Genomic DNA, 21,913 nt, shown 5'->3' with positions numbered 1-21,913 from the left:
GCACCCATGGACCTGAGACAGCTTCGCTATTTCGTGGCAGTGGCCGAGGAACTTCACTTCGGCCGTGCAGCGCAGCGCTTGTCCATCACGCAGCCGCCCTTGAGCTTCAATATCGCCAAGCTGGAGGACTCGCTGGGCTTCGAACTCCTGCGCCGCAGCACGCGCGAAGTCGCGCTGACCCCGGCCGGTCAGGTGATGTACCAGGAGGCGCTCAAGATCCTCTCGCTCACGCGGGAAGCGCAGGCCTCGGCCGGGCGCATCGCGCGCGGCGAATCCGGCTCGATCCACGTGGGCTTCGTCGGCTCGGCCCTGCTGACGCGGCTGACCGAGGTGACTCGAAGCTTTGGCTTGGCGCGGCCTGGCGTGCAAGTGGTCATTCACGAACTCAACAGCTTCGAGCAGGTGGACGCGCTCCAGCATCGGAAGATCGACCTCGGCATCATCCATTCCCGCACCTTGCCCGGCGGCATCGCCTCGCGCGTGCTCGACAGGCAGAGTTTCGTGTGCGTGCTGCCGGCAGACCATCCGCTGGCGGCCCGTGCCGACATCCGTCTGCAGGAACTCCGGAACGAGGATTTCGTGCTGTTCTCGCGTCCGTTCTCTCCGGAATTCCACGACAAGATCGTCGCCATGTGCCTGCGTGCGGGGTTCACGCCCAACATCCGCCACGAGGTGCGGCACATGCTCTCGGTGGCCGCACTGGTGGCCCGCAAGTTCGGCGTGTCGCTGGTGCCCTCGTCGTTGCAGACCATGGTGTTGCCGAACCTGTGCTTCCGGCCGCTGGCCCAATCGGAGCAGCCGTCCGAGTTGCGCGGCATCTGGCGCGAGGGCGATCCCTCGGCCCTGGTGCATTCGCTACTGGAAGCGCTGACGCCGCGCGAAGAGTCGGTGGGGGACGCAGCCGCCCGAGGCTGAATGCCTGCTGGAGGGGCGAGAAGCGCCGACCGGAAGCGCGAAGCGGCACCGTGACATCGGGGAGGTCCCTCACGAGACGGGGGCGGCGCCCTCACGGCAGAGAGCGACCTTGTGCAGAAGCTCGACCAGCATGGCCCACTCGGCCGGGCTGAGGGTTGCCAGCGCCTTGCGCTCCTCCGAAAGGACGGTGCGCACCGATTCGCGCGACAGTTGTTCCCCCGCAGCGGTGGCACGTATGTGCTGCGCGCGGCGATCCATGGTGCTGCGCTCACGTTCGATCAGGCCGCGACGCTCGAGCTTCTCGATCCAGACCGCCATGTTCGGCGGGGCGATCGCCAGCGCCTCGGACAACTGTTTGGCGGACAAACCCGGGTTTTCATCGACCAACGCCAGGATCGTGAATTCCACGGGGCGCAGCTTGAAACCACTGCCGACCCGCCTCTCGAAGATTCGCATCGTTGCAATGGATGCCTGCGCGACCTGGTAGCCGACGACGTGATGGATGCCTGCTTCGCGAAGAAGCCCGAAAGGCGTTCGATCTTCGGGCGCGTTCTTCTGAGTTGCCATGCCCTCCATTCTCCCCCGAGCCGCACCGCTTCCTTTTGGTTACCAGACATAACTACATGGATGGAATCCATTGGTAGTTTCACCCGGCTATCACTGAAACTATTTATTTTTAATAATCAATTGCTCGCGATGGCAAAGCGCCATCTTCCGAGTGAAACCGGCCCGACGGCGTGTTGTCGGGCTGTTCCAAAACCAAGGAGACCACGCATGAGAGACACCCATACCCCCATGACTTCCAGATTGGCCAGGATGCAGCTGGCGGCCGTTGCTGCTGCCGCGTCCGTTTTGCTCGGCGGATGCGGAGGCAGCGATCGCAGCGGCGTGGCACTTGGCGGCTGGAACGCCAATGCCGCCACCCCGCCCGCCGTGACCGCTGGCCCTTCCGGCAGCAGCTTCTGGGATGTCTATGGCACGCCGGATCCCCAGGCGAAACCTGGCGAGATCTACTGGGCGCAGCCGCGCACCGACGCGCCGGACGGCGCCAAGGCCTGGAACATCATTTACGTTTCAGAGATCGCACCTGGCGTCAGGAAGTACGTCTCCGGAGAGATCTATGTCCCCAATGCCGCTGCCGGCGGYCAGCAACGGGATGTGGTTCTCTGGAACCACGAAACGACGGGCGTGGCGGACGCATGCGCGCCCTCGCGACGCAGTCTCGTGGCGTCGGACGCCAGCCGGGTACCCGGTATCCAGGCACTGCTGGCAAAGGGCTATGTCGTGGCGATGAGCGACTATCCCGGACAGGGCCTGCCRGGGCCTGCCTTTTACATGGCCGGCCAGCCCAATGCCCGTGCGTCGCTGGACGTGCTGCGGGCGGTGCAGAACTTCCCCGAGGCGAAGGCGTCGAAACGCTACGTCATGTACGGCTGGTCACAAGGGGGACAGACCACCATGTGGACTGAGTCCATCGCCGCCAGCTATGCGCCCGAGTTCACCGGCCTGGGCTCGGCGCTGATTGCGCCGGCAGTGCGGATCCGAGAGCTGACACTGAACTCGATGAAGAGCACCGAACTGGCGGGCTACGTGATTTCGACGCTGCCCGGCATCAAGGCCGCGCACCCTGAACTCAAGTACGGCGACTTCCTGACCACCGAGGGGCTTGAACAGTTCCCTGCGATGGCGGACGGCTGCTTCGACATCTGGTCGGCTGCAGCCACAGTGGCCGCTCCCTACAAGCCCGATGCACTGATTCCGGGCAGCAGTTGGTGGAACGCGATGACCGCCGTGGACAACTTCTCACCGAAGGGAAGCATGCCCGTCGTGATCTACCAGGGCTCGGCGGACACCACGACACCCGTTCGCCTGACGGCGTCGGAGCGTACGGCAATGTGCAAGGCAGGGTCCAGCGTGGAGTACATCGAATTCCCCGGACTGGACCACGAGCCGGTCGTCCCGGAGGCTGCCAAGCGATTCCCCGCCTGGGCGGAGGACCGCTTCCTGGGGCGGCAAGCGGTCAGCAACTGCGCGCCGTCTTAGCCACGTCGTCGAGAGGCTGCGCACCGGCGCCGACGGCGCCCCGGATCCAAGCATCGGTCAAACGCTAAAGCGTCTCACGTTGCGCAAACCCTGCAGCTGCCTGAGCGGGCCCAGGCAGCTCCGCGACCTCCACCCGCTCGACGCGTGCCTCCGGCGGGCCGCGACGCGCCCAATCCACCAGCGCGTCGACGGCCGATGCGTCGCCGATGGCAAGGGCCTCCACCGTGCCGTTGCGGCGGTTGCGCACCCAACCGTGCACGCCTAGCGCTTCGGCGGCCTGAGCCATGGACCCGCGGTAGCCCACGCCTTGAACGTAGCCGTGGACGAGGAGGTGCTTCTGGATGAACGCCATGCTCGCACTGTAGTGCGCCGGGCCCGCATCTGCAGCGCTGCGACCCCGTGACCCCAGCGCTGACACCCGACGCTCAGGGGCGCACCGCGACTGCGGCCTCGATCGGCCCGCCCCGCCTCAACGTGTTGTAGATCGGACAGGCCCCGGTGAACGCGTCGACCAGCATCCGTGCGGTCGCCAGGTCGACCCCTTCGAGCACGAAGCCCAGCCGGATGGCCGCGTAGCGCGTGCCATCCTCCGGGTCGCGCTCGAACGAGACCTCCACCTCGGCCTCCTTCAGCGCCACCTCTCGTTCCCGAGCGGTCTTCTGCACCAGCCCCAGCCCGCAAGACGCCAGCGAAGCCAGCAGCAGCTCGCCGGCCTGCACCGCATCTCCAGGGCCGCCAGCCGTCGCCTTCGTATCCGACACGAAGTGATGCTGCCGTGCACTCACAAGGAAGCGCCCGAAGGGTTCGACAGCCCGCGCACGCACGCTCACGATCTCGCCCACCGCGGCGGGAGCTTCCTGTCGTTCGTCGACCGTGGTGCTCATGCTGCCCTCCTTCTTTCGGCGATGCCGGACGCGGCCCGTTCCTTCCACGCACCGGCAGCCGGCCTTTCGAGTCCCAGGTTCTCGCGCAGGGTCGCGCCCTCGTACGCCGTGCGGTAGAGTCCGCGCCGCTGCAGTTCGGGCACCACCAGCCGCACGAAGTCCTCGAAGCCGCCGGGCTGGTAGGGCGCGCTGATCATGAAGCCGTCGCAGGCGCCTTCGCGGAACCAGCGCTCCATGCCGTCGGCCACCTTGTCGGCCGTGCCGATCAGGTCCCCTTCGTAGCGGCTGCCGTAGCGCTTGCCCAGATCGCGCAGCGTCAGCTGGTCGCGCTCGGTGGCTTCGCGCACTTCCTGGTAGTGGCCCTGCACGCCGGGCACGTCGATGTCGGGCAGCGCCGAGTCGAGCGGGTATTTCGAGAGGTCGACGTCGAGGTGATAGGACAGCGTGGAGAGCCCGGCATGCGGATCGACCAGCGCACGCAGCGCGCGGTCCTTCTCTTCGGCGATCGCCTGCGTCTCGCCGACCAGCGGCGTCGCGGCGGGCAGCACCTTGAGCGAATCGGGGTCGCGGCCGTGCGAACGCACGCGGTCCTTGATCTCCTTGTAGAAGGCCTTGGCGCTGTCCAGCGAATCGTGGCTGACGAAGATGGCGTCCGCCCATTGCGCCGCAAAGTCACGGCCGCGATCCGAAGCGCCGGCCTGCAGGATCACCGGGTAGCCCTGCGGCGGCCGGGCGACGTTCAACGGCCCCTTGACGCTGAACCACTCGCCCTCGTGATCGACATAGTGGACCTTGGCCGGATCGGCAAAGAGCGGCGTCTTGCGGTCCTGCACCAGCGCGTCGTCCTGCCAGCTGTCCCAGAGCTTGAAGACGACCTCGAGAAATTCGTCGGCGCGGTCGTAGCGCTTGCTGCGCGGCACCTGTTCCTTCTTCGAGAAGTTGCGGGCTTCGGCATCCTGGAACGAAGTGACCACGTTCCAGGCGGCGCGGCCGGCGCTCAGATGGTCCAGCGTCGCGAAGGAGCGTGCGACCTCGAAGGGCTCGTAGTGGCTGGTCGAGCGCGTCGACGCCAGCCCGAGGTGTCGGGTCGCGGCCGCCATGATCGACAGCACCACCACCGGATCGAGCCGCAGCGAACCGAGTGCGCCGTGGCGCAGCTGCGTGTCGTTGCTGCCCTGGTAGCGGTCGGGGACCGCGAGGATGTCGGCGAAGAAGGCGAGGTCGAACAGGCCCTTTTCGAGCGTGCGCGCGATGCCCTGGTAGTAGTCGGCATCGAGCCAGCCGCTCTCCGAGGCCGGGTAGCGCCAGCCGCCCGGGCGGCCGGGACCCGCGGTGACGAAGGCGGCGAGGTGGATCTTCTTGTCTTGGGGCTTCGGCATGGTTCAGGCTCCGAGCTCGGCAGCGACGAGTTTCTTGACGGGGTCGAAGCGGGTGTCCAGCAGGAAGCTGCGCACGTCGACCTTGTTCGGCAGCACGCCCAGCGACTGGAAGTTGCTGGCCAGATCCTGGGTCGAGTCGGCGGCGGCGCCGTCGATCGGCTTGAGAGCGACCGCACCCGAGTCGGACAACCGGGCGTCGACGATGAGCTGGCGATACACCTTCTCTTCCACGCTGCCGGGTTCGAAGCCGCCCAGCCTGGCCCACGATGCGACGGTTTCGTCCGGATGCGCGAGGGCGTATTGCTGCGACTCGCGGATCAGCCGCACCAGCCTGGCCACCACTTGCGGATGCTTGTCGGCAAACTCGGCGCGTGCGACGTAGAAGGCGTAGTCGTAGGTCTTCACGTCCGGCAGCGTGCGCGCCTTGTCGCCGAGCTTGGCAAGCGCCAGGGCGCTGGCGGGCTGCCAGTGGATCCATGCGTCCACGCTGCCTTGGGCGAAGGCCGTGTAGGCGTCGGCGCCGCTCAGGCTGACCGCCTGCACATCGTTCAGCCGAAGCCCCGCCGCTTCCAGGTACTTGACCAGGCTGTAGGTGCCGGTGGTGCCGTTCTGGTGAGCGATCTTCCTGCCCTTGAGATCGGCCGCCGACCGGATCGGCGAATCCTTCGCCACCAGCACGTCGACTTCGGTCGCCGGCAATGGATAGGCCGCCAACGGCACGATCGGCACGCCGGCCGCCACCGCGTTGACGATCGCCGTGGCGGTCGCGAAGCTGAAGTCGACGCCGCCGGCCTTGATGCCTTCCATGACCGGCAGCGATGCGGTGAAGCCCGGCTGCCACACCACCTTGGCCGCAATCTCGTCTTCGAGCTTGCGGCCGTCGTCGCCCGCGCGCAGCGACGCGAAAACGCCTGTGCGGCCGTCACCGATGATCGCGATCGTGAGTTGCGGCGGCTCGGCCGCCGTTGCCGCGGATGCGGCGGCGCCTGCACCGGCAGCGGCCGCTGCTGGCGGTGCGTCGCCTTTGCCGCAGCCCGCCAGTGCCAGCGCGCCCGCGCCCCCGGCCAGCGCCAGTGCCAGGCCGCTCAGGCTGAGGAAGCGTCGCCGTGCGGCCAGGGCCAAGGTGTCTGAATGAGAGAAGGTGTCGATCGGCATGGGAGAGAGTCCTGTGATGGGTCTGGAAAAATCGGGATTGAGGGCTTGTGTGCCTGCGTTCAGCGGACGGCCTGCCCGGCTTGCGCCGACACAAGCCCTTCGAGCAGCTCTTCCTTGAGCGCGGCCAGCTCGGGGTCGCCGCGATGGCGCGGCCGCTCGCGGTCGATGAACAGATCGCGGGCGACGCGGCCCTCGCGCATGAGGAGCACGCGGTCGGCCAGGACCAGCGCCTCTTCGACGTCGTGCGTCACGAGCAGCACGGTGCGCGGCCGGCGTGCGAGCAGGCCTTCGAGAAGCAGTTGCATCGACGCCCGCGTGATCGCATCGAGCGCGCCGAAGGGCTCGTCGAGCAGCAGCAGCTCGGGTTCGTGGATCAGGGCGCGCGCCAGCGCCACGCGCTGGCGCTGTCCGCCCGACAGCACGACCGGATAGTCCTTCTCGCGGCCGGCCAGCCCCACCGCGGCGAGCAGCGTGCGGGCATCGTCGTCGCGTGCGCGCAGACCCAATGTCACGTTGCGCAACACCGTCCGCCAGGGCATCAGGCGGTCTTCCTGGAACATCATGCGGATGTCCGGCGACGGGTTGCGCGAGCGCAGTTCGACACGGCCCGAGGTCGGTGCCTCCAGTCCCGCGACGATGCGCAGCAGCGTCGACTTGCCGACACCGCTGGCGCCGATCAGCGCGACGAACTGGCCGGCCGGAATCTCCAGGTCGACCTCGTGCAGCACGATCCGTTCGCCGAAGGCCTTGCCGACGCCGCGCAGGCTCAGCCTGTCGCCATTGGAGGATGCATGGGTCATCGCGCCGCTCCTTTGGCGTAGTTGGGGTGCCAGCGCAGCAGGCGTCGTTCGACGGCCCGGGTGATCGAGTCGGCCAGCCACCCGGCGATCGCGTACAGCACGATCGCCAGCAGGATGACGTCCGTGCGCAGCAATTCGCGCGCGTTCTGCACCATGTAGCCGATACCGTCGCGCGAGGCGATGGTCTCGCCGACCACCAGCGTGAGCCAGGCCACGCCGAGGGCGTATCGAATGCCGGTCAGGATCGGCGGCAGCGCGCCCGGCAGCACCACGCCGGCGATCAGGCCGAGGGGCCCCAGGCCATACGACCGGCCCAGCTCGATCAGCTTCGGGTCCACGCCGCGGATGCCGCTCATCGTGTTGAGGTAGACCGGGAACAGCGAGCCCATTGCCACCAGCAGCACGCGCGGCTCTTCGCCGATGCCGAACCACAGGATCATCAGCGGCACGAGCGCCAGATGCGGAATCGTGCGAACCATCTGCAGCGAGCGGTCGAGCAAGCCGTGCGCCAGGCTCGACAGGCCGACCAGGAAGCCCAGCACCAGGCCGGTCGCCGCGCCGGTCACGAAGCCGATCGCGACGCGGCGCAGGCTCACCAGCACGTCGCGCTGCAGTTCACCCCGCTCGGCGAGCCCCCAGGCCGCACGCAGCACGTCGGACGGTGCCGGGAGGATCCCCGCGGGCAGCCGGCCGATGGCCGAGAAGTACTGCCACAGGGCGACAAGCGCAACCGGAAGAAGCCAGGGTACGAAGAGTCGCCAGCGACTCGGCTCGCTGCGCGCCGAAGCCCGCTGCGTCGGATCGATCGCGGCATCCGCGATGACGGTGATGCGGCTCGCGGTGTGACTGGGCGATGCGGCGGTTGGCGATGGCTCTGCAGGCAGGCGGGGGAGGACGGCACTCATGGATCGCGATGCAAGGCGGGCGGCAGCCGAAGCAGCGCCACGGGAGCGTGCGGGTTGAGCACGCCGGGAGAGGTCCAACCTTATCCGTGGCGGTCCGATGCGTGAACTCACATTTGCGCATGTCGATATGCGACAAATGGCCCATGGCTGCAACGGTCTTCTGCGGCCCCCCCGTTGGCCAGACTGATCGCCGTGACGTGCAGCATCATGGCGGCTTCAGGATGCGGGCCTTGTCCGCACCATCACGGCAGATGTCGATACCTCGAAGGCGGGCTATCGCGTCAAGGCGATCGTGGGCATCACCGTCCCTCAGCCCGGCCAGAAGGCATTGCTCGACAAGCTGAAGAAGGCACCCGAAGTGCTGGAGTGCCATCACGTCGCCGGAGCGGACTCCTACGTGATGACCGTGGTTTCTTGAAGCCTCGCCGATCTCGAGCGCTTTGTCGGCACCATCAACGTGTATGGTGAAACCCGCACATCGATTGTGTTTTCGACCCCCATCGAGCGGCGCGAGCTTGTCCGGCCGGGAGCCACCCGACGTCGCTGAGGCCGTTGCATGGTGTTGAAGCAAGGAGATCGTCAGATGCCGAAGTCGCACGAAGCACAGGTCGTCAGCCAAGCTGTCGATGCCCCCGCCGACACCGTCTACCGCTTCGCCCGGCAGATGGAGAACCTGCCGCTGTGGGCGTCCGGCCTGGCCCAGGGCATTGCCCGGCACCGGGGCGAATGGCTCGCCGAGTCGCCCATGGGCCAGGTCAAGGTGTCCATGGCCCCGGACAACCCCTTCGGCGTGCTCGACCACAAGGTCGTGCTCCCGGACGGCACCAGCGTCCACAATGCGTTGCGCGTGTCGCCGTGCGGCGAAGGAAGTCTTCTGACCTTCGTCGTGCTTCGGCTGCCGGGCGTCAGCCAGCAGGACTTCGATGCCGATGTGGCGCATGTCCGGCGGGACCTGATGGCATTGAAGCGGTTGCTGGAGCGGCCCGCATCCTGACCGCGCGCCGTGCGTCGCCGACGGAGCGCCGCCACTGAGCCTGGCCTGACATGCTGCGGGATTCCACCAAGGCAGCACGCCGCCCGGCGCGGCGCATACTTGCGTCAGACCCGCGCCGACCCCACCAGGCCGCGGGCGGCAGCCAGGAGACACGCCTTGCAGCGAACCAACATTGCCAACCCGGCCTATTTCCACAAGGTCGTCGATTGCCAGTACGCCTGTCCGGCGCACACCCCCGTCCCTGAATACATCCGCCTGATCGCGCAGCGCCGCTACAGCGACGCCTACATGGTCAACTGGGTCTCCAACGTCTTTCCCGGCATCCTGGGGCGCACCTGCGACCGGCCTTGCGAGCCGGCCTGCCGGCGCGGGCGGGTCGAGGAAAGCAACGCCAAGGATCCCGAGCCGGTGGCGATCTGCCGGCTCAAGCGCGTCGCGGCCGACATGAAGGACGACGTGCGGTCGCGCATGCCGAAGCTCGAGCCGAAGAACGGCAAGCGCGTCGCCTGCGTGGGCGCGGGGCCCGCCTCGCTCACCGTCGCACGCGACCTGGCGCCGCTGGGCTACGAGGTCACGGTGTTCGACTCCGAGGCCAAGGCCGGCGGCTTCATCCGCACGCAGATCCCGCGCTTTCGGCTGCCCGAATCGGTGATCGACGAGGAAACGGGCTATATCCTCGACCTCGGCGTGGATTTCCGCAGCGGCGAGCGCGTCGACTCGATGAAGGCCCTGATGGCGCAGGGGTGGGACGCGATCTTCGTCGGCTGCGGCGCGCCGCGCGGGCGCGACCTGGTGATTCCCGGCCGGCACGAAGCGGCGGCCAGCATCCACATCGGCATCGACTGGCTCAACTCCGTTTCGTTCGGCCACGTCACCGCCATTGGCCAGCGCGTGATCGTGCTCGGCGGCGGCAACACGGCGATGGACTGCTGCCGGTCGGCCCGCCGCCTGGGCGGCATCGACGTGAAGGTCATCGTGCGCAGTGGCTTCGAGGAAATGAAGGCCTCGCCCTGGGAAAAGGAAGACGCCCAGCACGAAGGCATTCCGATCATCAACTTCCATGTGCCCAAGGCCTTCGTACACGAGGGCGGCAAGCTGCTGGGCATGCGTTTCGAGATCGTCCGGGCCGAGTACGACGGCGAGGGCAACCGCTCGCTGGTGCCCACCGGCGAGCCGGAGGCCTTCTTCGAATGCGACGAGGTGCTGGTGGCCGTGGGGCAGGAAAACGCCTTCCCCTGGATCGAGCGCGACTGCGGCATCGCCTTCGACAAATGGGGTCTGCCGACGCTGGACGCGGACACCTTCCAGTCGACGGTGCCGCGGATCTTCTTTGGCGGCGATGCGGCCTTCGGACCCAAGAACATCATCACGGCCGTGGCGCATGGGCACGAGGCTGCCGTGTCGATCGACAAGCTCCTGCATGCCGAGCCGATCCATGTCCGACCGGCGCCCATGACCAACCTGGTGTCGCAGAAGATGGGCATCCACGAATGGAGCTACGACAACGACACCTCCAACGACCTGCGCTACAAGGTGCCCTGGGCCAAGGCCGAGGCGGCGCTGGCCAGCATCCGCGTGGAGGTGGAACTGGGCTTCGACGCCGCCACCGCCTTCAAGGAGGCCGAGCGCTGCCTGAACTGCGATGTGCAGACAGTGTTCACCGAGACCGCGTGCATCGAATGCGATGCCTGCGTGGACATCTGCCCGATGGACTGCATCAGCTTCACCGTCAACGGCGAGGAGGCGGAACTGCGGCCCCGGCTGAAGGCACCGGCGCTGAACCTGGCGCAGGACCTGTACGTGTCCGGCGGGCTCAAGACGGGCAGGGTGATGGTCAAGGACGAGGACGTCTGCCTGCACTGCGGCCTGTGCGCCGAGCGCTGCCCCACGGGGGCCTGGGACATGCAGAAGTTCCTGCTCGAGATGACACCGGCGGGGCCGGCGTGCCGCGATGTGCATCCGGTGCCGGCCAGGGGGGTGCCGGCATGAGCGCCGTACGGCCGCCCGAAGGCGCGGAAGCACACGAAATGGCGAGCGTGGGGGGAGTGATTCCCCAGATTGCGGCCGTCAACGATTTCGTCATCAAGTTCGCCAACGTCAACGGCTCGGGCTCGGCCTCGGCCAACGAGCTGTTCGCCAAGGCCATCCTGCGCATGGGCGTGCCGGTGAGTCCGCGCAACATCTTTCCCAGCAACATCCAGGGGCTGCCGACCTGGTACGAGGTGCGCGTGACCGAGAAAGGCCACCTGGGGCGGCGCGGTGGCACCGACATGATGGTGGCGATGAACCCGCAGACCTGGGACGCCGACGTGGCCGAGCTCGAGCCCGGCGGCTACCTGTTCTACGACAGCACGCGGCCGCTGCCGCCGTCGAAGTTCCGCAGCGACATCCGGGTGATCGGCATGCCGCTGACCGAGATCTGCAACGCGGTCTACCACGACCCGCGCCAGCGCCAGCTGTTCAAGAACATCGTTTACGTGGGCGCCCTGGCCATCCTGCTGGGCATCGAGCCCGAAGTGGTCGAGAAGCTGTTCGGCGAGCAGTACAAGGGCAAGGAGAAGCTGCTGGCCTCGAATGTGCAGGCCCTACACCTGGGATGCGACTTCGCCCGCGAGAACCTGCGCGAGCCCGTCGGGCTGCAGGTCCGCCGCGCCGACCGGGTGGGCGACCGGATCTTCGTCGACGGCAACAGCGCCGCGGCGCTGGGCTGCGTGTATGGCGGCGCCACGGTCGCGGCCTGGTATCCGATCACGCCGTCGTCCTCGGTGGCGGAGGCCTTCCAGAAGTACTGCGCGAAATTCCGGGTGGATCCGGTCACCGGCCAGAACCGCTTCGCCATCGTGCAGGCGGAAGACGAACTCGCCTCGATCGGCATGGTGGTCGGTGCCGGCTGGAACGGTGCGCGGGCCTTCACGCCGACCTCGGGGCCCGGGATTTCGCTGATGACCGAGTTCATCGGGCTGGCCTACTTCGCCGAGATCCCGGTCACGCTCATCAACGTGCAGCGCGGCGGCCCTTCCACCGGCATGCCCACGCGGACCCAGCAGGCCGACATCCTCTCGTGCGCCTACGCCTCGCATGGCGACACCAAGCACGTGCTGCTGTTTCCCGAGGACCCGCACGAGTGCTTCGAACACGCGGCGGCGGCACTCGACCTGGCCGACCGGCTGCAGACGCCGGTGTTCCTGATGACCGATCTCGACATCGGCATGAACCAGCGCCTGAGCGCGCCCTTTGCCTGGGACGACAGCCGCGCCTACGACCGCGGCAAGGTCATGACCGCCGAGGAACTGGAGGCGGGCCGGGACTTCGGACGCTACAAGGACGTGGAYGGCGACGGCATCCCCTGGCGCACGCTGCCCGGCACGCACCCGACCAGGGGCAGCYTCTTCACCCGCGGCACGACGCGCGACGCCTACGCCCGGTACTCGGAGCGCGGGCCCGACTACATCTACAACATGGAGCGGCTGCTGAAGAAGTTCGCGACCGCGGCCACTCTGGTGCCGCAGCCGGTGCTGCGGCCGGCCGCCGAGAAAACCGATCTCGGCGTGATCCATTTCGGCTCGACCAGCCCGGCCATGCAGGAAGCACTGGAAGCGCTCGACGAGCGCGGCATCCACCTGGATGCGCTGCGGCTGCGCGCCTTTCCCTTCCCGGACAGCGTGGTGCAGTTCCTGGCGCAGCACCCGCGGGTGTTCGTGGTCGAGCAGAACCGCGACGCCCAGATGCGCAGCCTGCTGGTCAACGAGCTGGGCATCGATCCGGCCCGGCTGATCCCGGTGCTGCATTTCGACGGCACACCCATCACGGCGCGTTTCATCGTCCAGGCGATCGGCGCGCATCTGCAGGCGCCTGCCCGCGCGCCCGGYGCCACCGATACGAAGGAGCCTGCATGACCTACCTTGCCAAGCCCCGGCTGCGGCATCCGACGCTGGCCATCAACAAGGTCGGCTACACGCGGCGCGACTACGAGGGCAAGATCTCCACGCTGTGCGCGGGCTGCGGCCACGACTCGATCTCCGCCGCCATCATCGAGGCCTGCTGGGAGCTGGACATCGAGCCGCACCGGGTGGCCAAGCTCTCGGGCATCGGCTGCAGCTCCAAGACGCCCGATTACTTCCTGGGCGCCTCGCACGGCTTCAACACGGTGCACGGCCGCATGCCCAGCGTGCTGACCGGCGCCAACCTGGCCAACCGCGACCTGCTGTACCTGGGCGTCTCGGGCGACGGCGATTCGGCCTCGATCGGCCTGGGCCAGTTCGCCCACGCCATGCGGCGCGGCGTGCGGATGGCCTACATCGTGGAGAACAACGGCGTCTACGGCCTGACCAAGGGCCAGTTCTCGGCCACGGCCGACCAGGGCTCCAAGAGCAAGAAGGGCGTGGTCAACACCGACAGCCCGGTCGACCTGGTCGCCATGGCGCTGCAGCTGGGCGCCAGCTACGTGGGGCGCGGCTTCTCGGGCAACAAGGCGCAGCTGGTCCCGCTGATCAAGGGGGCGATCAGCCATGGCGGCGCGGCCTTCATCGACGTGCTCAGTCCCTGCGTGGCCTTCAACAACCACCCCGGCAGCACCAAGAGCTACGACTACGTGCGCGAGCACAACGAGGCGGTGAGCCGCATCGACTTCATCAGCGCCCGCGACGAAATCGTGGTCGACATGGCGCCGGGCGAAGTGCTGGACGTGCGCCAGCACGACGGCACCCTGCTGCGGCTGCGCAGCCTGCATGCCGACTACAACCCGGGCGACCGCTTCGCCGCCATGGCCCACATGCAGCGGCACCAGGAAATGGGCGAGGTGGTGACGGGCCTGCTCTACGTCGACCCGCTGGCCACCGACCTGCACACGGCGCTCAACACCTGCGACCGGCCCCTCAACACGCTCGAGGCCGCGCAGCTCTGCCCCGGCGCCCGGGCGCTGGAACGGCTCAACGACTCCTTGCGCTGAACGAGGGCCCGGGGCACCATTGCGCTTCTTTCGGAGGGCGGACCATGGCCGAACGCACTGTTTTTCAGTCCATCTCGCGCAAGCATGTGACCTGCCTGGGTCCGCAAGCCAGTGCGCGCGATGCCGCCTGCGTCATGACACGCGCCGGTTGCGGCAGCGTGCTCATCATGGAACCGCCGGACACCCTGCTGGGCATCCTGACCGAGCGCGACCTGATGACGCGCGTGCTGGCCCGGGGGCTCGACCCCGATCACACCACGGCGCGCGAGGTGATGACGCCCAATCCGATCTGCGTGCCGCCCGAAACCCCGGTGTCCGACGCCGTCGTGCTGATGCTCGAGCGCGGCTTCCGCCATCTCCCGTTGGTGGCGGGGACGAAGATCCTGGGGGTTTTCTCGGTGCGCGATGCGCTGCCGCGGGAGATCGGCACGGCGCTGAGCCAGGCCGAATTCAACGAGCAGGTGAACGATGCCCTGGGTTAGGGCGTCGCCACTCGGCCCACGCGGCATCGATCCCGGATAGCCACTTCGCCATCCCGCCAATCGACCAGTTCTTGTAGCAAGCATCACATTGCGTGATACTTGCTTCATGATTGACTGGCTTGTCTTGACCGCCTCGCTGCCGACCTCTCCGAGCGGCTTGCGCGTCCGCATCTGGCGTTCGCTCAAGGCCACCGGCTGCGGAACCCTTCGGGACGGCGTCTACATCCTGCCCTCGAATGCCGCGTCCGCCGAAGACCTGTGGGCGATCGCGAAGGCCATCCAGGAAGGTGGCGCCGAGGCTCACATGCTGACGCTCCAGGCCCGCGACGCGGGACAGGAGAGCACCTTCCTCGCGCTGTTCGACCGGACTGAGCAGTACGCCGACTTTGCGCAGTCACTCAAGGAGACTCGGGAGTCGCTCAAGGCTGCGACGGAAGCCGACCTGCGCAAGGTGGCACGCAGCCTGGACCAGCAGTTCCAGACCCTTCGCGCCATGGACTTCTTTCCGGGCAAGGCAGCCGCCGCGGCAGCAGCGGGCCTCGAAACCTTGCGAGCGGAGATCGAACGCAAGCTTTCGCCGGGTGAGCCGACGGCCGCATCGGGAGCGATCGAACGACGCTCGCCGCAGGCCTACCAGGGCAAGACATGGGCCACGCGCAAGCGCCCCTGGGTGGACCGGCTCGCAACGGGCTGGTTGATCCAGCGCTTCGTCGATGCCTCCGCGCGCTTCGTCTGGCTGGCAGACCCGTGCAAGTGCCCCAAGGGGGTTCTTGGGTTCGACTTCGACGGCGCCACGTTCACTCACGTGGGAGACAAGGTCAGCTTCGAGGTCGTGGCGCATGCGTTCGGCCTGGAAGAGGACCCGGGCATCCGGCGGCTCGGCCAACTCGTGCACTACATCGATGTCGGCGGCATCCCTGTCGACGAGGCGGCCGGCATTGAAACCATCGTGAGAGGCCTGCAGGCGCAGCACGACAAGGACGATGCGCTGCTCGCGGCGTCCCTGCCCCTGTTCGACACCCTCTACGCCGCCATGAAGGTACGCCAGTGATCACGACCACAACCACCGCGGCGCCTGAGCGCCTCAGCTTCGGCGAGGCCTTCGTCTACTGGCTCAAGCTCGGCTTCATCAGCTTCGGAGGGCCGGCCGGGCAGATCGCCATCATGCATGAGGACCTTGTCGAGCGACGTCGCTGGATCTCCGAGGGCCGGTTCCTGCATGCGCTGAACTACTGCATGCTGCTGCCCGGGCCCGAGGCGCAGCAACTCGCGACGTACATCGGATGGCTGATGCACCGCACCTGGGGCGGCATCGTCGCGGGCGTCCTGTTCGTGCTGCCGTCGCTGTTCATCCTGATCGGCCTGTCGTGGGTCTACATGGCGTACGGCAATGTGCCCGTCATCGCCGGCCTTTTCCATGGCATCAAGCCCGCCGTCACCGCGCTGGTGGTGCATGCGGCCTATCGGGTGGGTTCCCGGGCCCTGAAGAACGGGTGGCTGTGGGGCATCGCGGTGGCGGCCTTCCTGGCCATCTTCGCGCTGCAATTGCCTTTTCCTCTCATCGTGCTGGCCGCCGGCGTCATCGGTTACTTCGGTGGACGCTGGGCACCGGCCAAGTTCACCGCCGGAGGCGGCCATGGCACGGCCGCCAAGTCGTTCGGCCCGGCGCTCATCGACGACCTCACGCCGACGCCAGCGCATGCGTTGTTCAGCTGGCGGCGCTTCGGCCGCGTGCTGGCCGTGTGCCTGGCGCTCTGGCTCGCCGGCATCGGGACCCTGACGGCGCTCTATGGATGGGACGCGGTCCTGACGCAGATGGGCTGGTTCTTCACCAAGGCGGCCCTGATGACGTTCGGCGGGGCCTATGCCGTGCTGCCCTATGTGTTCCAGGGGGCGGTCGAGCACCACCAGTGGCTCACGGCGCCGCAGATGATCGATGGCTTGGCGCTCGGCGAAACGACACCGGGCCCGCTCATCATGGTGGTGTCCTTCGTCGGATTCGTCGGCGGCTGGACCCAGGCCATCTTCGGCCCGGACGCGCTCTTCCTGGCGGGTGCGGTGGCTGCCACGGTGGTGACCTTCTTCACCTTCCTGCCTTCGTTCCTCTTCATCCTGCTGGGCGCACCCTTCATCGAATCGACCCACGGCAATCTCAAGTTCACGGCGCCGCTGACCGGCATCACGGCCGCGGTGGTGGGCGTGATCGTGAACCTGGCCGTCTTCTTCGCGTACCACGTGCTCTGGCCGGAGGGACTCGCCGGTCGATTCGAATGGACATCCGCGCTCATCGGCGTGGCGGCGGCCGTGGCMCTGTTCCGATTCAAGGTCGGCGTCATTCCCGTGGTCCTGGGCTCCGGGCTGGCGGGACTGGCGCTGACGTTTCTGCGGCCCCTGCTTGCATGAGAGGTTCCCCATGGAAAACCGAATCCAGGACTTGCCCTTCGAGGCTGCGGCACTGCACGGTCTGTCCGAGAGGTCGATTCGCAGTCATCACCAGAACAACTACGGCGGCGCGGTCAAGCGCCTGAACGCCATCCGCTCGAAGCTGGCCGCGCGGTCGCCCGCGACCCTGCCGGGCTTCGAGCTCAACGGCTTGAAGCGCGAAGAGCTCGTCGCGAACAATTCCATGCTCTTGCACGAGCTGTACTTCGGCAGCCTGGGTGGAGACGGGCAGACGATGACGCCGGCCATGGAACTGGCGCTGCAAGCCAGCTTCGGGAGCCTCGCTCGCTGGCGGGAGGAGTTCGTCGCCATGGGCACGGCGCTGGGCGGCGGGTCTGGCTGGGTGCTGCTCGTGTTCCAGCCGCGGGACGGGACGCTCGTGAACCAATGGGCCGCCGACCATACGCACGCCCTGGCGGGCGGCGTGCCCATCCTCGCGCTGGACATGTACGAGCACGCGTACCACATGGATTTCGGTGCGGCCGCGGGCAACTACGTTCATGCGTTCATGGAGAACATCGAGTGGGCCAGCGTGTACGGGCGCTACCAGCTCGCCGTGCACGGCGCCACCGAACCGTTCGGGGCCACGCAGGACGAGGTCGCTGGCGCCCTGGTCGTCGATGTGCGTCGCTCCGGGGTCTTCAAGGATGCGGAGACTCGGCTGCCAGGTGCCGCCTGGCGGGACCCTGCCACCGTGGACCGTTGGGCCAGCGACTTGCCAGCCGACCGCGACCTGGTCGTCTACTGTGTCTACGGACACGAGGTCGGACGTGCCACTGCATTGCGCCTTCGGGCGGCCGGTCTGCGGGCCCGCTTTCTGCGCGGCGGCATCGATGGCTGGCAGGCCGCCGCCAAGCCCCTGGAACCCAAAGGAGGTCCATCATGAAATGGGTGACCCGTGAGCGGCCGAAGATCGACCGCATCGCATGTCCATGGCTCATCGCGCGCTTCATCGACGATGCGCCGGAGTTCCTGTACGTTCCCGCCGATCAGGTTCTCGATACTGCGGCAAGGACCGGCGCGGTGCCGTACGACATCCCCGGCGTCGAGATGACGCACGTCGCAGAGCTGTGCAGCTTCGATGCCTTCCTGTCGAAGCACGAGCTTGGCGACCCGGCCCTGCGGCAGCTGGCCGTCATCATCCGAGGCGCAGACACTTCCCGTCTGGACCTCACGCCTCAGTCTGCCGGGCTGTACGCGCTGTCGCTGGGGTTGTCCCAGGTGTTCGCCGACGACCACGAGATGCTCGCGCACGGCATGGTGATGTATGACGCGCTCTATGCCTGGTGCAAGAGCTGCCAGGCAGAGACGCACAGCTGGCCGCCGAAGATGTGACGGCAGGCGGTGCTCCCGCTTCCTGGCACGCGCGCCATTCAATGGGTTGCCGACAGCGCCTGCGAAAGCTGGCGCAGCAGCGATGCGCCGTCGCCCTGCCATGCGCTGCCGTGCATGCAGGCGAGCGTGCGGGGAGCCTGTTGCGCGAGCCGGTCCAGCAATGCAGCCGTCTGCGGTGCATGCGCGTAGTAGTCCATCTGGTGCCGGAACGCTTCGCTGGGGGCCAGGATGTCGGTGTCGGTCAGCGCCTTCTCGCTGTTGCCGGGTTGCGTGAAGAGGTCGCCGCAGAAGAACGTGCGCGTGTGCGTGTCCATCATCAGCCCGCATTCCCAGCCGTGCGGCAGATGGGGCGTGTCGAACCAGYGCATCGTGTGGCTGCCGAGCGCGAGTTCCTCGCCATCGGCCAGAGCGCGCGGCGGGCGGTCGGCCAGGTCGGCCATCGAGACCATGGCCGCGATCCCGCCGCACAGGGGCACGGCCTGCGGCGCTGCAGCCAGGAACAGGTTCAACGCACCGCACTCGTCGGCCTCGACATGAGACAGGCCGATGTAGCGCAGGCGATCGACCGGCATCACGCGGGCGATGGCTTCGCTCACCAGCGGAAAGAGCTGGCGCGGCCCGGAGTGGAACAGCAGCGGCTGGTCGTCGACCACGAGGTACTGGTTGAAGCTGAACAGGTTGCCGTCGGGCAGCGGCACCGGCGTATTGATGCGGAAGATGCCCGTGGCGATTTCCTGAATGTTGGTGCCGGACTGCGGATTCGTGGAGGTCATGTGGGGCTCCTGTGGCTTGAATGACGGCAAGAGGTGTCGTCAGGGCGTCCGACATTACTCCGATCTTCGACTTGTCGATGATCCAAACGGAACTCGCCCACTGGCCTCAGGCGACCTTGCGGGCCTTCTTCGCGGGATTCAAGTCACTTCACGGACGATGGCATCTCCAGACTGACCGGCGTCGCGCAACAAACGCTCAAGCGTCTGATTCTTGTGCTGAGCTCAGGTCTTGGACGCCTCGTTGTGGAGCCAGGTCAGGAAAGCCTCCACCGGCGGACGCCTTGCATGACGCGCCGGATAGACTGCGAAATGGGCCTTGATTCGCACCGCCTTCTCGAATCCGAAGATCGCCTTGAGCCTTGCCAACCGTTCGCAGGGGGGCAAGTCGTTCATTGCATTGCCTGCAACCGCGAAGAACGATTCCATCTCGCGCATCGTTCCAACGCTCAGTCCAGGCACCCACGCCAGCACCAGCAAGAATGACGTCAACTATGTCGTCACCGAGTTCGGCGTGGCGCAACTGCGTGGCAAATCGGCCAAACAGCGGGGCCCTGGAACTCATCGCCATCGCGCATCCTTCGTTCCGCGAAGAACTCAGAGCGCAGGCACGAACGATCAATCTTCTCTGACCCCCGAAGGTCGCCACCCATCCAATTTTGACTTGCATGTTCAAACTGAACGGCCGCCGCTGTCATAGGCCGTGGGCACCAGACCCAGGCAGCCAGCGAGTTCGCGCTGGTTGGCGAAGCGCCGCCGGCCGAAGCGCTCCTTGTCAAGGACCCAGGCCGCCACGTGTGGCTCGAGCGCGGCTCGCACTCGCAACTACTTTCGCGGCTTGGCCATCGGGCGCTTGGCCGCAAACAGCTCCTCGCACAAGGCACGCAGCCACCGATTGGCCGGGTCCTGGTGATAGCGTGCGTGCCAGTGCTGCTTGACGGTGAAGGGGGGTACCGGAACCGGGCAGTTGTAGACAGTCAAGGCGCCGGCACTCGAGCTGGCAAGCGTCTCGCCGATATGCCGCGGCACGGTCGCGACCAGGTCGGTCGTTGACACGATGGCCGCAAGGCCAAGGAACCCGGGCAGTTCCAACAGGATGCGCCGCTCGATCCGGTGGCGCTCCAATACCGCCTCCAGCAACTGCACTCCGGTGCCTCCGATGATGCCGATATGCGCCTCGGCCCTGTAGTCGCGCAGACCCACACCCTTGGCGCCGATGCGTGGATGACGCGCATTGACGAGGCATACCCAGTCCTGTGGATACAGGACCTGTTGGTAGAAGCCCGACTCCAGCCACGGTACCAGGCCGATCGCGAGGTCCGCTTGGCCGGATTGCAGTGCCTGCGCGGTCTGCTCGTCGATGCGCGCGGCTTCGAGGCGAACGTCCGGCGCCAAGGCGCGCACGTGCGCCAGCAAGCGCGGCAACAGCGTGATGTGGCTCGCATCGGTCATGCAGATCCGAAAGCGCCGTGTCGCGGTCGAAGGGTCGAAAGCTCCGGCCGGCACGGCGATGCGACGCAGTGCGGCCAACGCCTCTCGTACAGGCACGATCAACTCCTCCGCGCGCGGCGTGGCCTGCATGCCGGCGGCGGTCCGCACAAAAAGCTCATCGTTCAGTTGCTTGCGCAATCGGCTCAGCCAGTTGCTCACCGTCGGCTGGCTCTGGCCCATGGCCTCGCCCGCGCGCGTCACGCTGTTCGTGCTGTAGAGCAGGTCGAAGAGACGCAGGAGCTTGATGCTAAGAAGCGCCGTGCCGACTTCGGTGTCCTCGTCCATGTCCATATGCCGTCCCCATTTCAAAACGGAATGTAGACCATTTTGGCCATGCCATAGGCAACATGAAGGCTGAAATCTATCGTTGAGTCATTCCAAACGGAGACGCACATGAAGATCTACTTTCTCGGCGCCGGCTCACTCGGTTGCGCAATTGGCGGGACCCTCGCGGCGGCGGGGTCCGACGTCACATTGATCGACTCCTTCCAGGCCCACGTCGACGCGATCAACCGCGACGGCCTGCGCATGAAGGTCGGTGACATGGAACGCGTCGTCAAGGTGCGCGCCGCGATCGACAGCAAGGGGCTGGAGGCGCCGGACCTCGTGATCGTCCTGGTCAAGTCCTTCCACACGCGGTCGGCCATCGAAGGCGCCCTGTCGATCATCGGGCCGCACACTGCGCTGATGTCGTTGCAGAACGGCATGGGCCACGAGGAAATCCTGGCCGATGTCGCGGGCCGCGAGCACGTACTGGCCGGAAAGACCTACGTCGGCGGCGTAATGCTCGGCCCCGRCCACATCATTGCCGGCACGCAGGGCAAGCGCACGGTCATTGGCGAACTCGACGGCAGCGTCACCGAGCGCGCCAAGGCCATCGCCGCCGAATTCGAACGAGCCGAGCTGCCCTGCGAGGTCAGCGACAACATCATGGGCGTGATGTGGGACAAGCTCCTCATCAACGTTTCCACGGGCGCACTGAGCGGCATCACAGGGCAGGTCTACGGCAGCCTTCATGCGGTGCCGGAGATCGAGGCGACGGCCATTGCCGCGGTCGCAGAGGCGATGGCCGTTGCGCAGGCCAGCGGCGTCAAGCTGTCGATCAAGGCGCCACGCGACGCGTGGGTCATGGCGGCAGAAGGGCTGCCCTACGAGTTCAAGACCTCGATGCTGCAGAGCCTCGAAAAGGGCTCGATCACCGAGATCGACTTCATCAATGGCTCGGTCGTGCGCGCGGGCCAGAAGTACAACGTGCCGACGCCGGTCAACCAGACATTGGTGGCCGCGATCAAGGGCATCGAACGCCGGATGGAGGCGAAATGAGCCGCGCCGCGCCGGGCCGCCCCAAGCAAGCGAGCACCCCCTCGGGG

23 protein-coding genes and 2 pseudogenes are annotated in these 21,913 nt (G+C 67.0%); 14 read left to right on the top strand and 11 right to left on the bottom strand.

The window, feature by feature from the left end:
• The first annotated feature begins 6 nt into the window (after positions 1-6).
• A complete protein-coding gene (locus AC1D2K_RS04915) occupies positions 7-915 on the top strand; it encodes a LysR family transcriptional regulator (RefSeq protein WP_478086750.1) in 909 nt (302 codons plus the stop codon).
• Between the two features lie 69 nt (positions 916-984).
• Here the strand turns inward: AC1D2K_RS04915 and AC1D2K_RS04910 are convergent, their stop codons facing one another.
• Positions 985-1,482 carry a MarR family winged helix-turn-helix transcriptional regulator gene (locus tag AC1D2K_RS04910; protein WP_478086748.1) on the bottom strand — a complete coding sequence of 166 codons (498 nt, stop codon included), beginning with the start codon at positions 1,480-1,482 and terminating at the stop codon, positions 985-987.
• 207 nt (positions 1,483-1,689) lie between these two features.
• Between AC1D2K_RS04910 and AC1D2K_RS04905 the strand changes: the two genes are divergently transcribed.
• Positions 1,690-2,958, top strand: a complete 1,269-nt coding sequence (locus AC1D2K_RS04905; RefSeq protein ID WP_478086746.1) for a lipase family protein — start codon at positions 1,690-1,692, stop codon at positions 2,956-2,958.
• A 64-nt stretch (positions 2,959-3,022) separates the two neighbouring features.
• On the opposite strand, the gene AC1D2K_RS04900 is transcribed toward AC1D2K_RS04905, so the two are convergent.
• The 6 genes from AC1D2K_RS04900 to AC1D2K_RS04875 all read right to left on the bottom strand — a co-directional run bounded on the left by AC1D2K_RS04900 (position 3,023) and on the right by AC1D2K_RS04875 (position 8,081).
• Complete coding sequence (locus tag AC1D2K_RS04900) at positions 3,023-3,310, bottom strand: acylphosphatase (RefSeq protein WP_478086744.1); 288 nt, start codon at positions 3,308-3,310, stop codon at positions 3,023-3,025.
• Positions 3,311-3,383: 73 nt separating this feature from the next.
• On the bottom strand, positions 3,384-3,842 hold the full coding sequence (locus AC1D2K_RS04895) for an OsmC family protein (protein ID WP_478086742.1): 459 nt from the start codon (positions 3,840-3,842) through the stop codon (positions 3,384-3,386).
• The gene (locus AC1D2K_RS04890) at positions 3,839-5,221 is read right to left on the bottom strand and encodes an LLM class flavin-dependent oxidoreductase (protein WP_478086740.1); all 1,383 of its coding nucleotides are present in this window, start codon (positions 5,219-5,221) and stop codon (positions 3,839-3,841) included. Before AC1D2K_RS04890 ends, AC1D2K_RS04895 begins: the two co-directional genes overlap by 4 nt.
• A gap of 3 nt (positions 5,222-5,224) precedes the next feature.
• On the bottom strand, positions 5,225-6,376 hold the full coding sequence (locus AC1D2K_RS04885; protein ID WP_478086738.1) for an ABC transporter substrate-binding protein: 1,152 nt from the start codon (positions 6,374-6,376) through the stop codon (positions 5,225-5,227).
• A 59-nt stretch (positions 6,377-6,435) separates the two neighbouring features.
• Complete coding sequence (locus AC1D2K_RS04880; protein WP_478086736.1) at positions 6,436-7,176, bottom strand: ABC transporter ATP-binding protein; 741 nt, start codon at positions 7,174-7,176, stop codon at positions 6,436-6,438.
• Positions 7,173-8,081, bottom strand: a complete 909-nt coding sequence (locus tag AC1D2K_RS04875) for an ABC transporter permease subunit (protein WP_478086734.1) — start codon at positions 8,079-8,081, stop codon at positions 7,173-7,175. Before AC1D2K_RS04875 ends, AC1D2K_RS04880 begins: the two co-directional genes overlap by 4 nt.
• A gap of 292 nt (positions 8,082-8,373) precedes the next feature.
• Between AC1D2K_RS04875 and AC1D2K_RS04870 the strand changes: the two genes are divergently transcribed.
• The 10 genes from AC1D2K_RS04870 to AC1D2K_RS04825 all read left to right on the top strand — a co-directional run bounded on the left by AC1D2K_RS04870 (position 8,374) and on the right by AC1D2K_RS04825 (position 18,282).
• On the top strand, positions 8,374-8,499 hold the full coding sequence (locus tag AC1D2K_RS04870) for an Lrp/AsnC ligand binding domain-containing protein (RefSeq protein WP_478086732.1): 126 nt from the start codon (positions 8,374-8,376) through the stop codon (positions 8,497-8,499).
• A 165-nt stretch (positions 8,500-8,664) separates the two neighbouring features.
• Positions 8,665-9,075, top strand: coding sequence for an SRPBCC family protein (locus AC1D2K_RS04865; protein ID WP_478086730.1), 411 nt, complete (start codon positions 8,665-8,667; stop codon positions 9,073-9,075).
• Positions 9,076-9,231: 156 nt separating this feature from the next.
• Positions 9,232-11,064, top strand: coding sequence for an FAD-dependent oxidoreductase (locus AC1D2K_RS04860; RefSeq protein WP_478086728.1), 1,833 nt, complete (start codon positions 9,232-9,234; stop codon positions 11,062-11,064).
• A 38-nt stretch (positions 11,065-11,102) separates the two neighbouring features.
• A complete protein-coding gene (locus AC1D2K_RS04855) occupies positions 11,103-12,971 on the top strand; it encodes a 2-oxoacid:acceptor oxidoreductase subunit alpha (RefSeq protein WP_478086763.1) in 1,869 nt (622 codons plus the stop codon).
• Positions 12,968-14,023: a 2-oxoacid:ferredoxin oxidoreductase subunit beta gene (locus tag AC1D2K_RS04850; RefSeq protein WP_478086726.1), complete on the top strand. Its 1,056-nt coding sequence runs from the start codon at positions 12,968-12,970 to the stop codon at positions 14,021-14,023. Before AC1D2K_RS04855 ends, AC1D2K_RS04850 begins: the two co-directional genes overlap by 4 nt.
• Positions 14,024-14,067: 44 nt before the next feature.
• Positions 14,068-14,505, top strand: coding sequence for a CBS domain-containing protein (locus AC1D2K_RS04845; protein ID WP_478086725.1), 438 nt, complete (start codon positions 14,068-14,070; stop codon positions 14,503-14,505).
• Between the two features lie 106 nt (positions 14,506-14,611).
• Entirely contained in the window at positions 14,612-15,556 is a 945-nt protein-coding gene (locus AC1D2K_RS04840) for a chromate resistance protein ChrB domain-containing protein (protein ID WP_478086724.1), read from the top strand.
• Positions 15,553-16,908, top strand: a complete 1,356-nt coding sequence (chrA, locus tag AC1D2K_RS04835) for a chromate efflux transporter (protein ID WP_478086722.1) — start codon at positions 15,553-15,555, stop codon at positions 16,906-16,908. Before AC1D2K_RS04840 ends, chrA begins: the two co-directional genes overlap by 4 nt.
• A 10-nt stretch (positions 16,909-16,918) precedes the next feature.
• Entirely contained in the window at positions 16,919-17,833 is a 915-nt protein-coding gene (locus tag AC1D2K_RS04830) for a Fe-Mn family superoxide dismutase (protein WP_478086721.1), read from the top strand.
• Entirely contained in the window at positions 17,830-18,282 is a 453-nt protein-coding gene (locus AC1D2K_RS04825; protein ID WP_478086720.1) for a chromate resistance protein ChrB domain-containing protein, read from the top strand. Before AC1D2K_RS04830 ends, AC1D2K_RS04825 begins: the two co-directional genes overlap by 4 nt.
• A gap of 38 nt (positions 18,283-18,320) precedes the next feature.
• Here the strand turns inward: AC1D2K_RS04825 and AC1D2K_RS04820 are convergent, their stop codons facing one another.
• Positions 18,321-19,055 (bottom strand): oxygen-binding di-iron domain-containing protein, encoded by a 735-nt coding sequence (locus AC1D2K_RS04820; protein WP_478086718.1) that lies wholly within the window; start codon positions 19,053-19,055, stop codon positions 18,321-18,323.
• A gap of 222 nt (positions 19,056-19,277) precedes the next feature.
• Positions 19,278-19,415, bottom strand: a pseudogene (locus tag AC1D2K_RS04815) (LysR substrate-binding domain-containing protein); the annotation flags it as partial.
• 1 nt (position 19,416) lies between these two features.
• On the opposite strand from AC1D2K_RS04815, the pseudogene AC1D2K_RS04810 reads away from it, so the two are divergent.
• Positions 19,417-19,684 (top strand): annotated as a pseudogene (locus tag AC1D2K_RS04810) (acetyl-CoA hydrolase/transferase C-terminal domain-containing protein); the annotation flags it as partial.
• Between the two features lie 40 nt (positions 19,685-19,724).
• Here the strand turns inward: AC1D2K_RS04810 and AC1D2K_RS04805 are convergent.
• Both AC1D2K_RS04805 and AC1D2K_RS04800 read right to left on the bottom strand, forming a co-directional pair.
• On the bottom strand, positions 19,725-19,871 hold the full coding sequence (locus AC1D2K_RS04805; RefSeq protein WP_478086716.1) for a hypothetical protein: 147 nt from the start codon (positions 19,869-19,871) through the stop codon (positions 19,725-19,727).
• Between the two features lie 6 nt (positions 19,872-19,877).
• Complete coding sequence (locus AC1D2K_RS04800) at positions 19,878-20,828, bottom strand: LysR family transcriptional regulator (RefSeq protein WP_478086715.1); 951 nt, start codon at positions 20,826-20,828, stop codon at positions 19,878-19,880.
• Between the two features lie 108 nt (positions 20,829-20,936).
• Between AC1D2K_RS04800 and AC1D2K_RS04795 the strand changes: the two genes are divergently transcribed.
• Complete coding sequence (locus tag AC1D2K_RS04795) at positions 20,937-21,866, top strand: ketopantoate reductase family protein (RefSeq protein WP_478086713.1); 930 nt, start codon at positions 20,937-20,939, stop codon at positions 21,864-21,866.
• Positions 21,867-21,913 lie beyond the last annotated feature (47 nt).

Source organism: Variovorax sp. P1_H12_2, assembly GCF_056405335.1.
Note: the sequence above shows the minus strand (reverse complement) of the source record. Positions and strands in the feature narration are given on the sequence as shown.

Excerpts from the sequence above, each read along its gene's own strand:
- AC1D2K_RS04830 (WP_478086721.1), top strand. The coding sequence starts at position 16,919 with ATGGAAAACCGAATCCAGGACTTGCCCTTCGAGGCTGCGGCACTGCAC.
- AC1D2K_RS04885 (WP_478086738.1), bottom strand. The coding sequence starts at position 6,376 with ATGCCGATCGACACCTTCTCTCATTCAGACACCTTGGCCCTGGCCGCA.
- AC1D2K_RS04840 (WP_478086724.1), top strand. The coding sequence starts at position 14,612 with ATGATTGACTGGCTTGTCTTGACCGCCTCGCTGCCGACCTCTCCGAGC.
- AC1D2K_RS04890 (WP_478086740.1), bottom strand. The coding sequence starts at position 5,221 with ATGCCGAAGCCCCAAGACAAGAAGATCCACCTCGCCGCCTTCGTCACC.
- AC1D2K_RS04845 (WP_478086725.1), top strand. The coding sequence starts at position 14,068 with ATGGCCGAACGCACTGTTTTTCAGTCCATCTCGCGCAAGCATGTGACC.
- AC1D2K_RS04895 (WP_478086742.1), bottom strand. The coding sequence starts at position 3,842 with ATGAGCACCACGGTCGACGAACGACAGGAAGCTCCCGCCGCGGTGGGC.
- AC1D2K_RS04850 (WP_478086726.1), top strand. The coding sequence starts at position 12,968 with ATGACCTACCTTGCCAAGCCCCGGCTGCGGCATCCGACGCTGGCCATC.
- AC1D2K_RS04875 (WP_478086734.1), bottom strand. The coding sequence starts at position 8,081 with ATGAGTGCCGTCCTCCCCCGCCTGCCTGCAGAGCCATCGCCAACCGCC.
- AC1D2K_RS04880 (WP_478086736.1), bottom strand. The coding sequence starts at position 7,176 with ATGACCCATGCATCCTCCAATGGCGACAGGCTGAGCCTGCGCGGCGTC.
- AC1D2K_RS04900 (WP_478086744.1), bottom strand. The coding sequence starts at position 3,310 with ATGGCGTTCATCCAGAAGCACCTCCTCGTCCACGGCTACGTTCAAGGC.
- AC1D2K_RS04915 (WP_478086750.1), top strand. The coding sequence starts at position 7 with ATGGACCTGAGACAGCTTCGCTATTTCGTGGCAGTGGCCGAGGAACTT.
- AC1D2K_RS04910 (WP_478086748.1), bottom strand. The coding sequence starts at position 1,482 with ATGGCAACTCAGAAGAACGCGCCCGAAGATCGAACGCCTTTCGGGCTT.
- AC1D2K_RS04825 (WP_478086720.1), top strand. The coding sequence starts at position 17,830 with ATGAAATGGGTGACCCGTGAGCGGCCGAAGATCGACCGCATCGCATGT.
- AC1D2K_RS04865 (WP_478086730.1), top strand. The coding sequence starts at position 8,665 with ATGCCGAAGTCGCACGAAGCACAGGTCGTCAGCCAAGCTGTCGATGCC.
- AC1D2K_RS04800 (WP_478086715.1), bottom strand. The coding sequence starts at position 20,828 with ATGGACGAGGACACCGAAGTCGGCACGGCGCTTCTTAGCATCAAGCTC.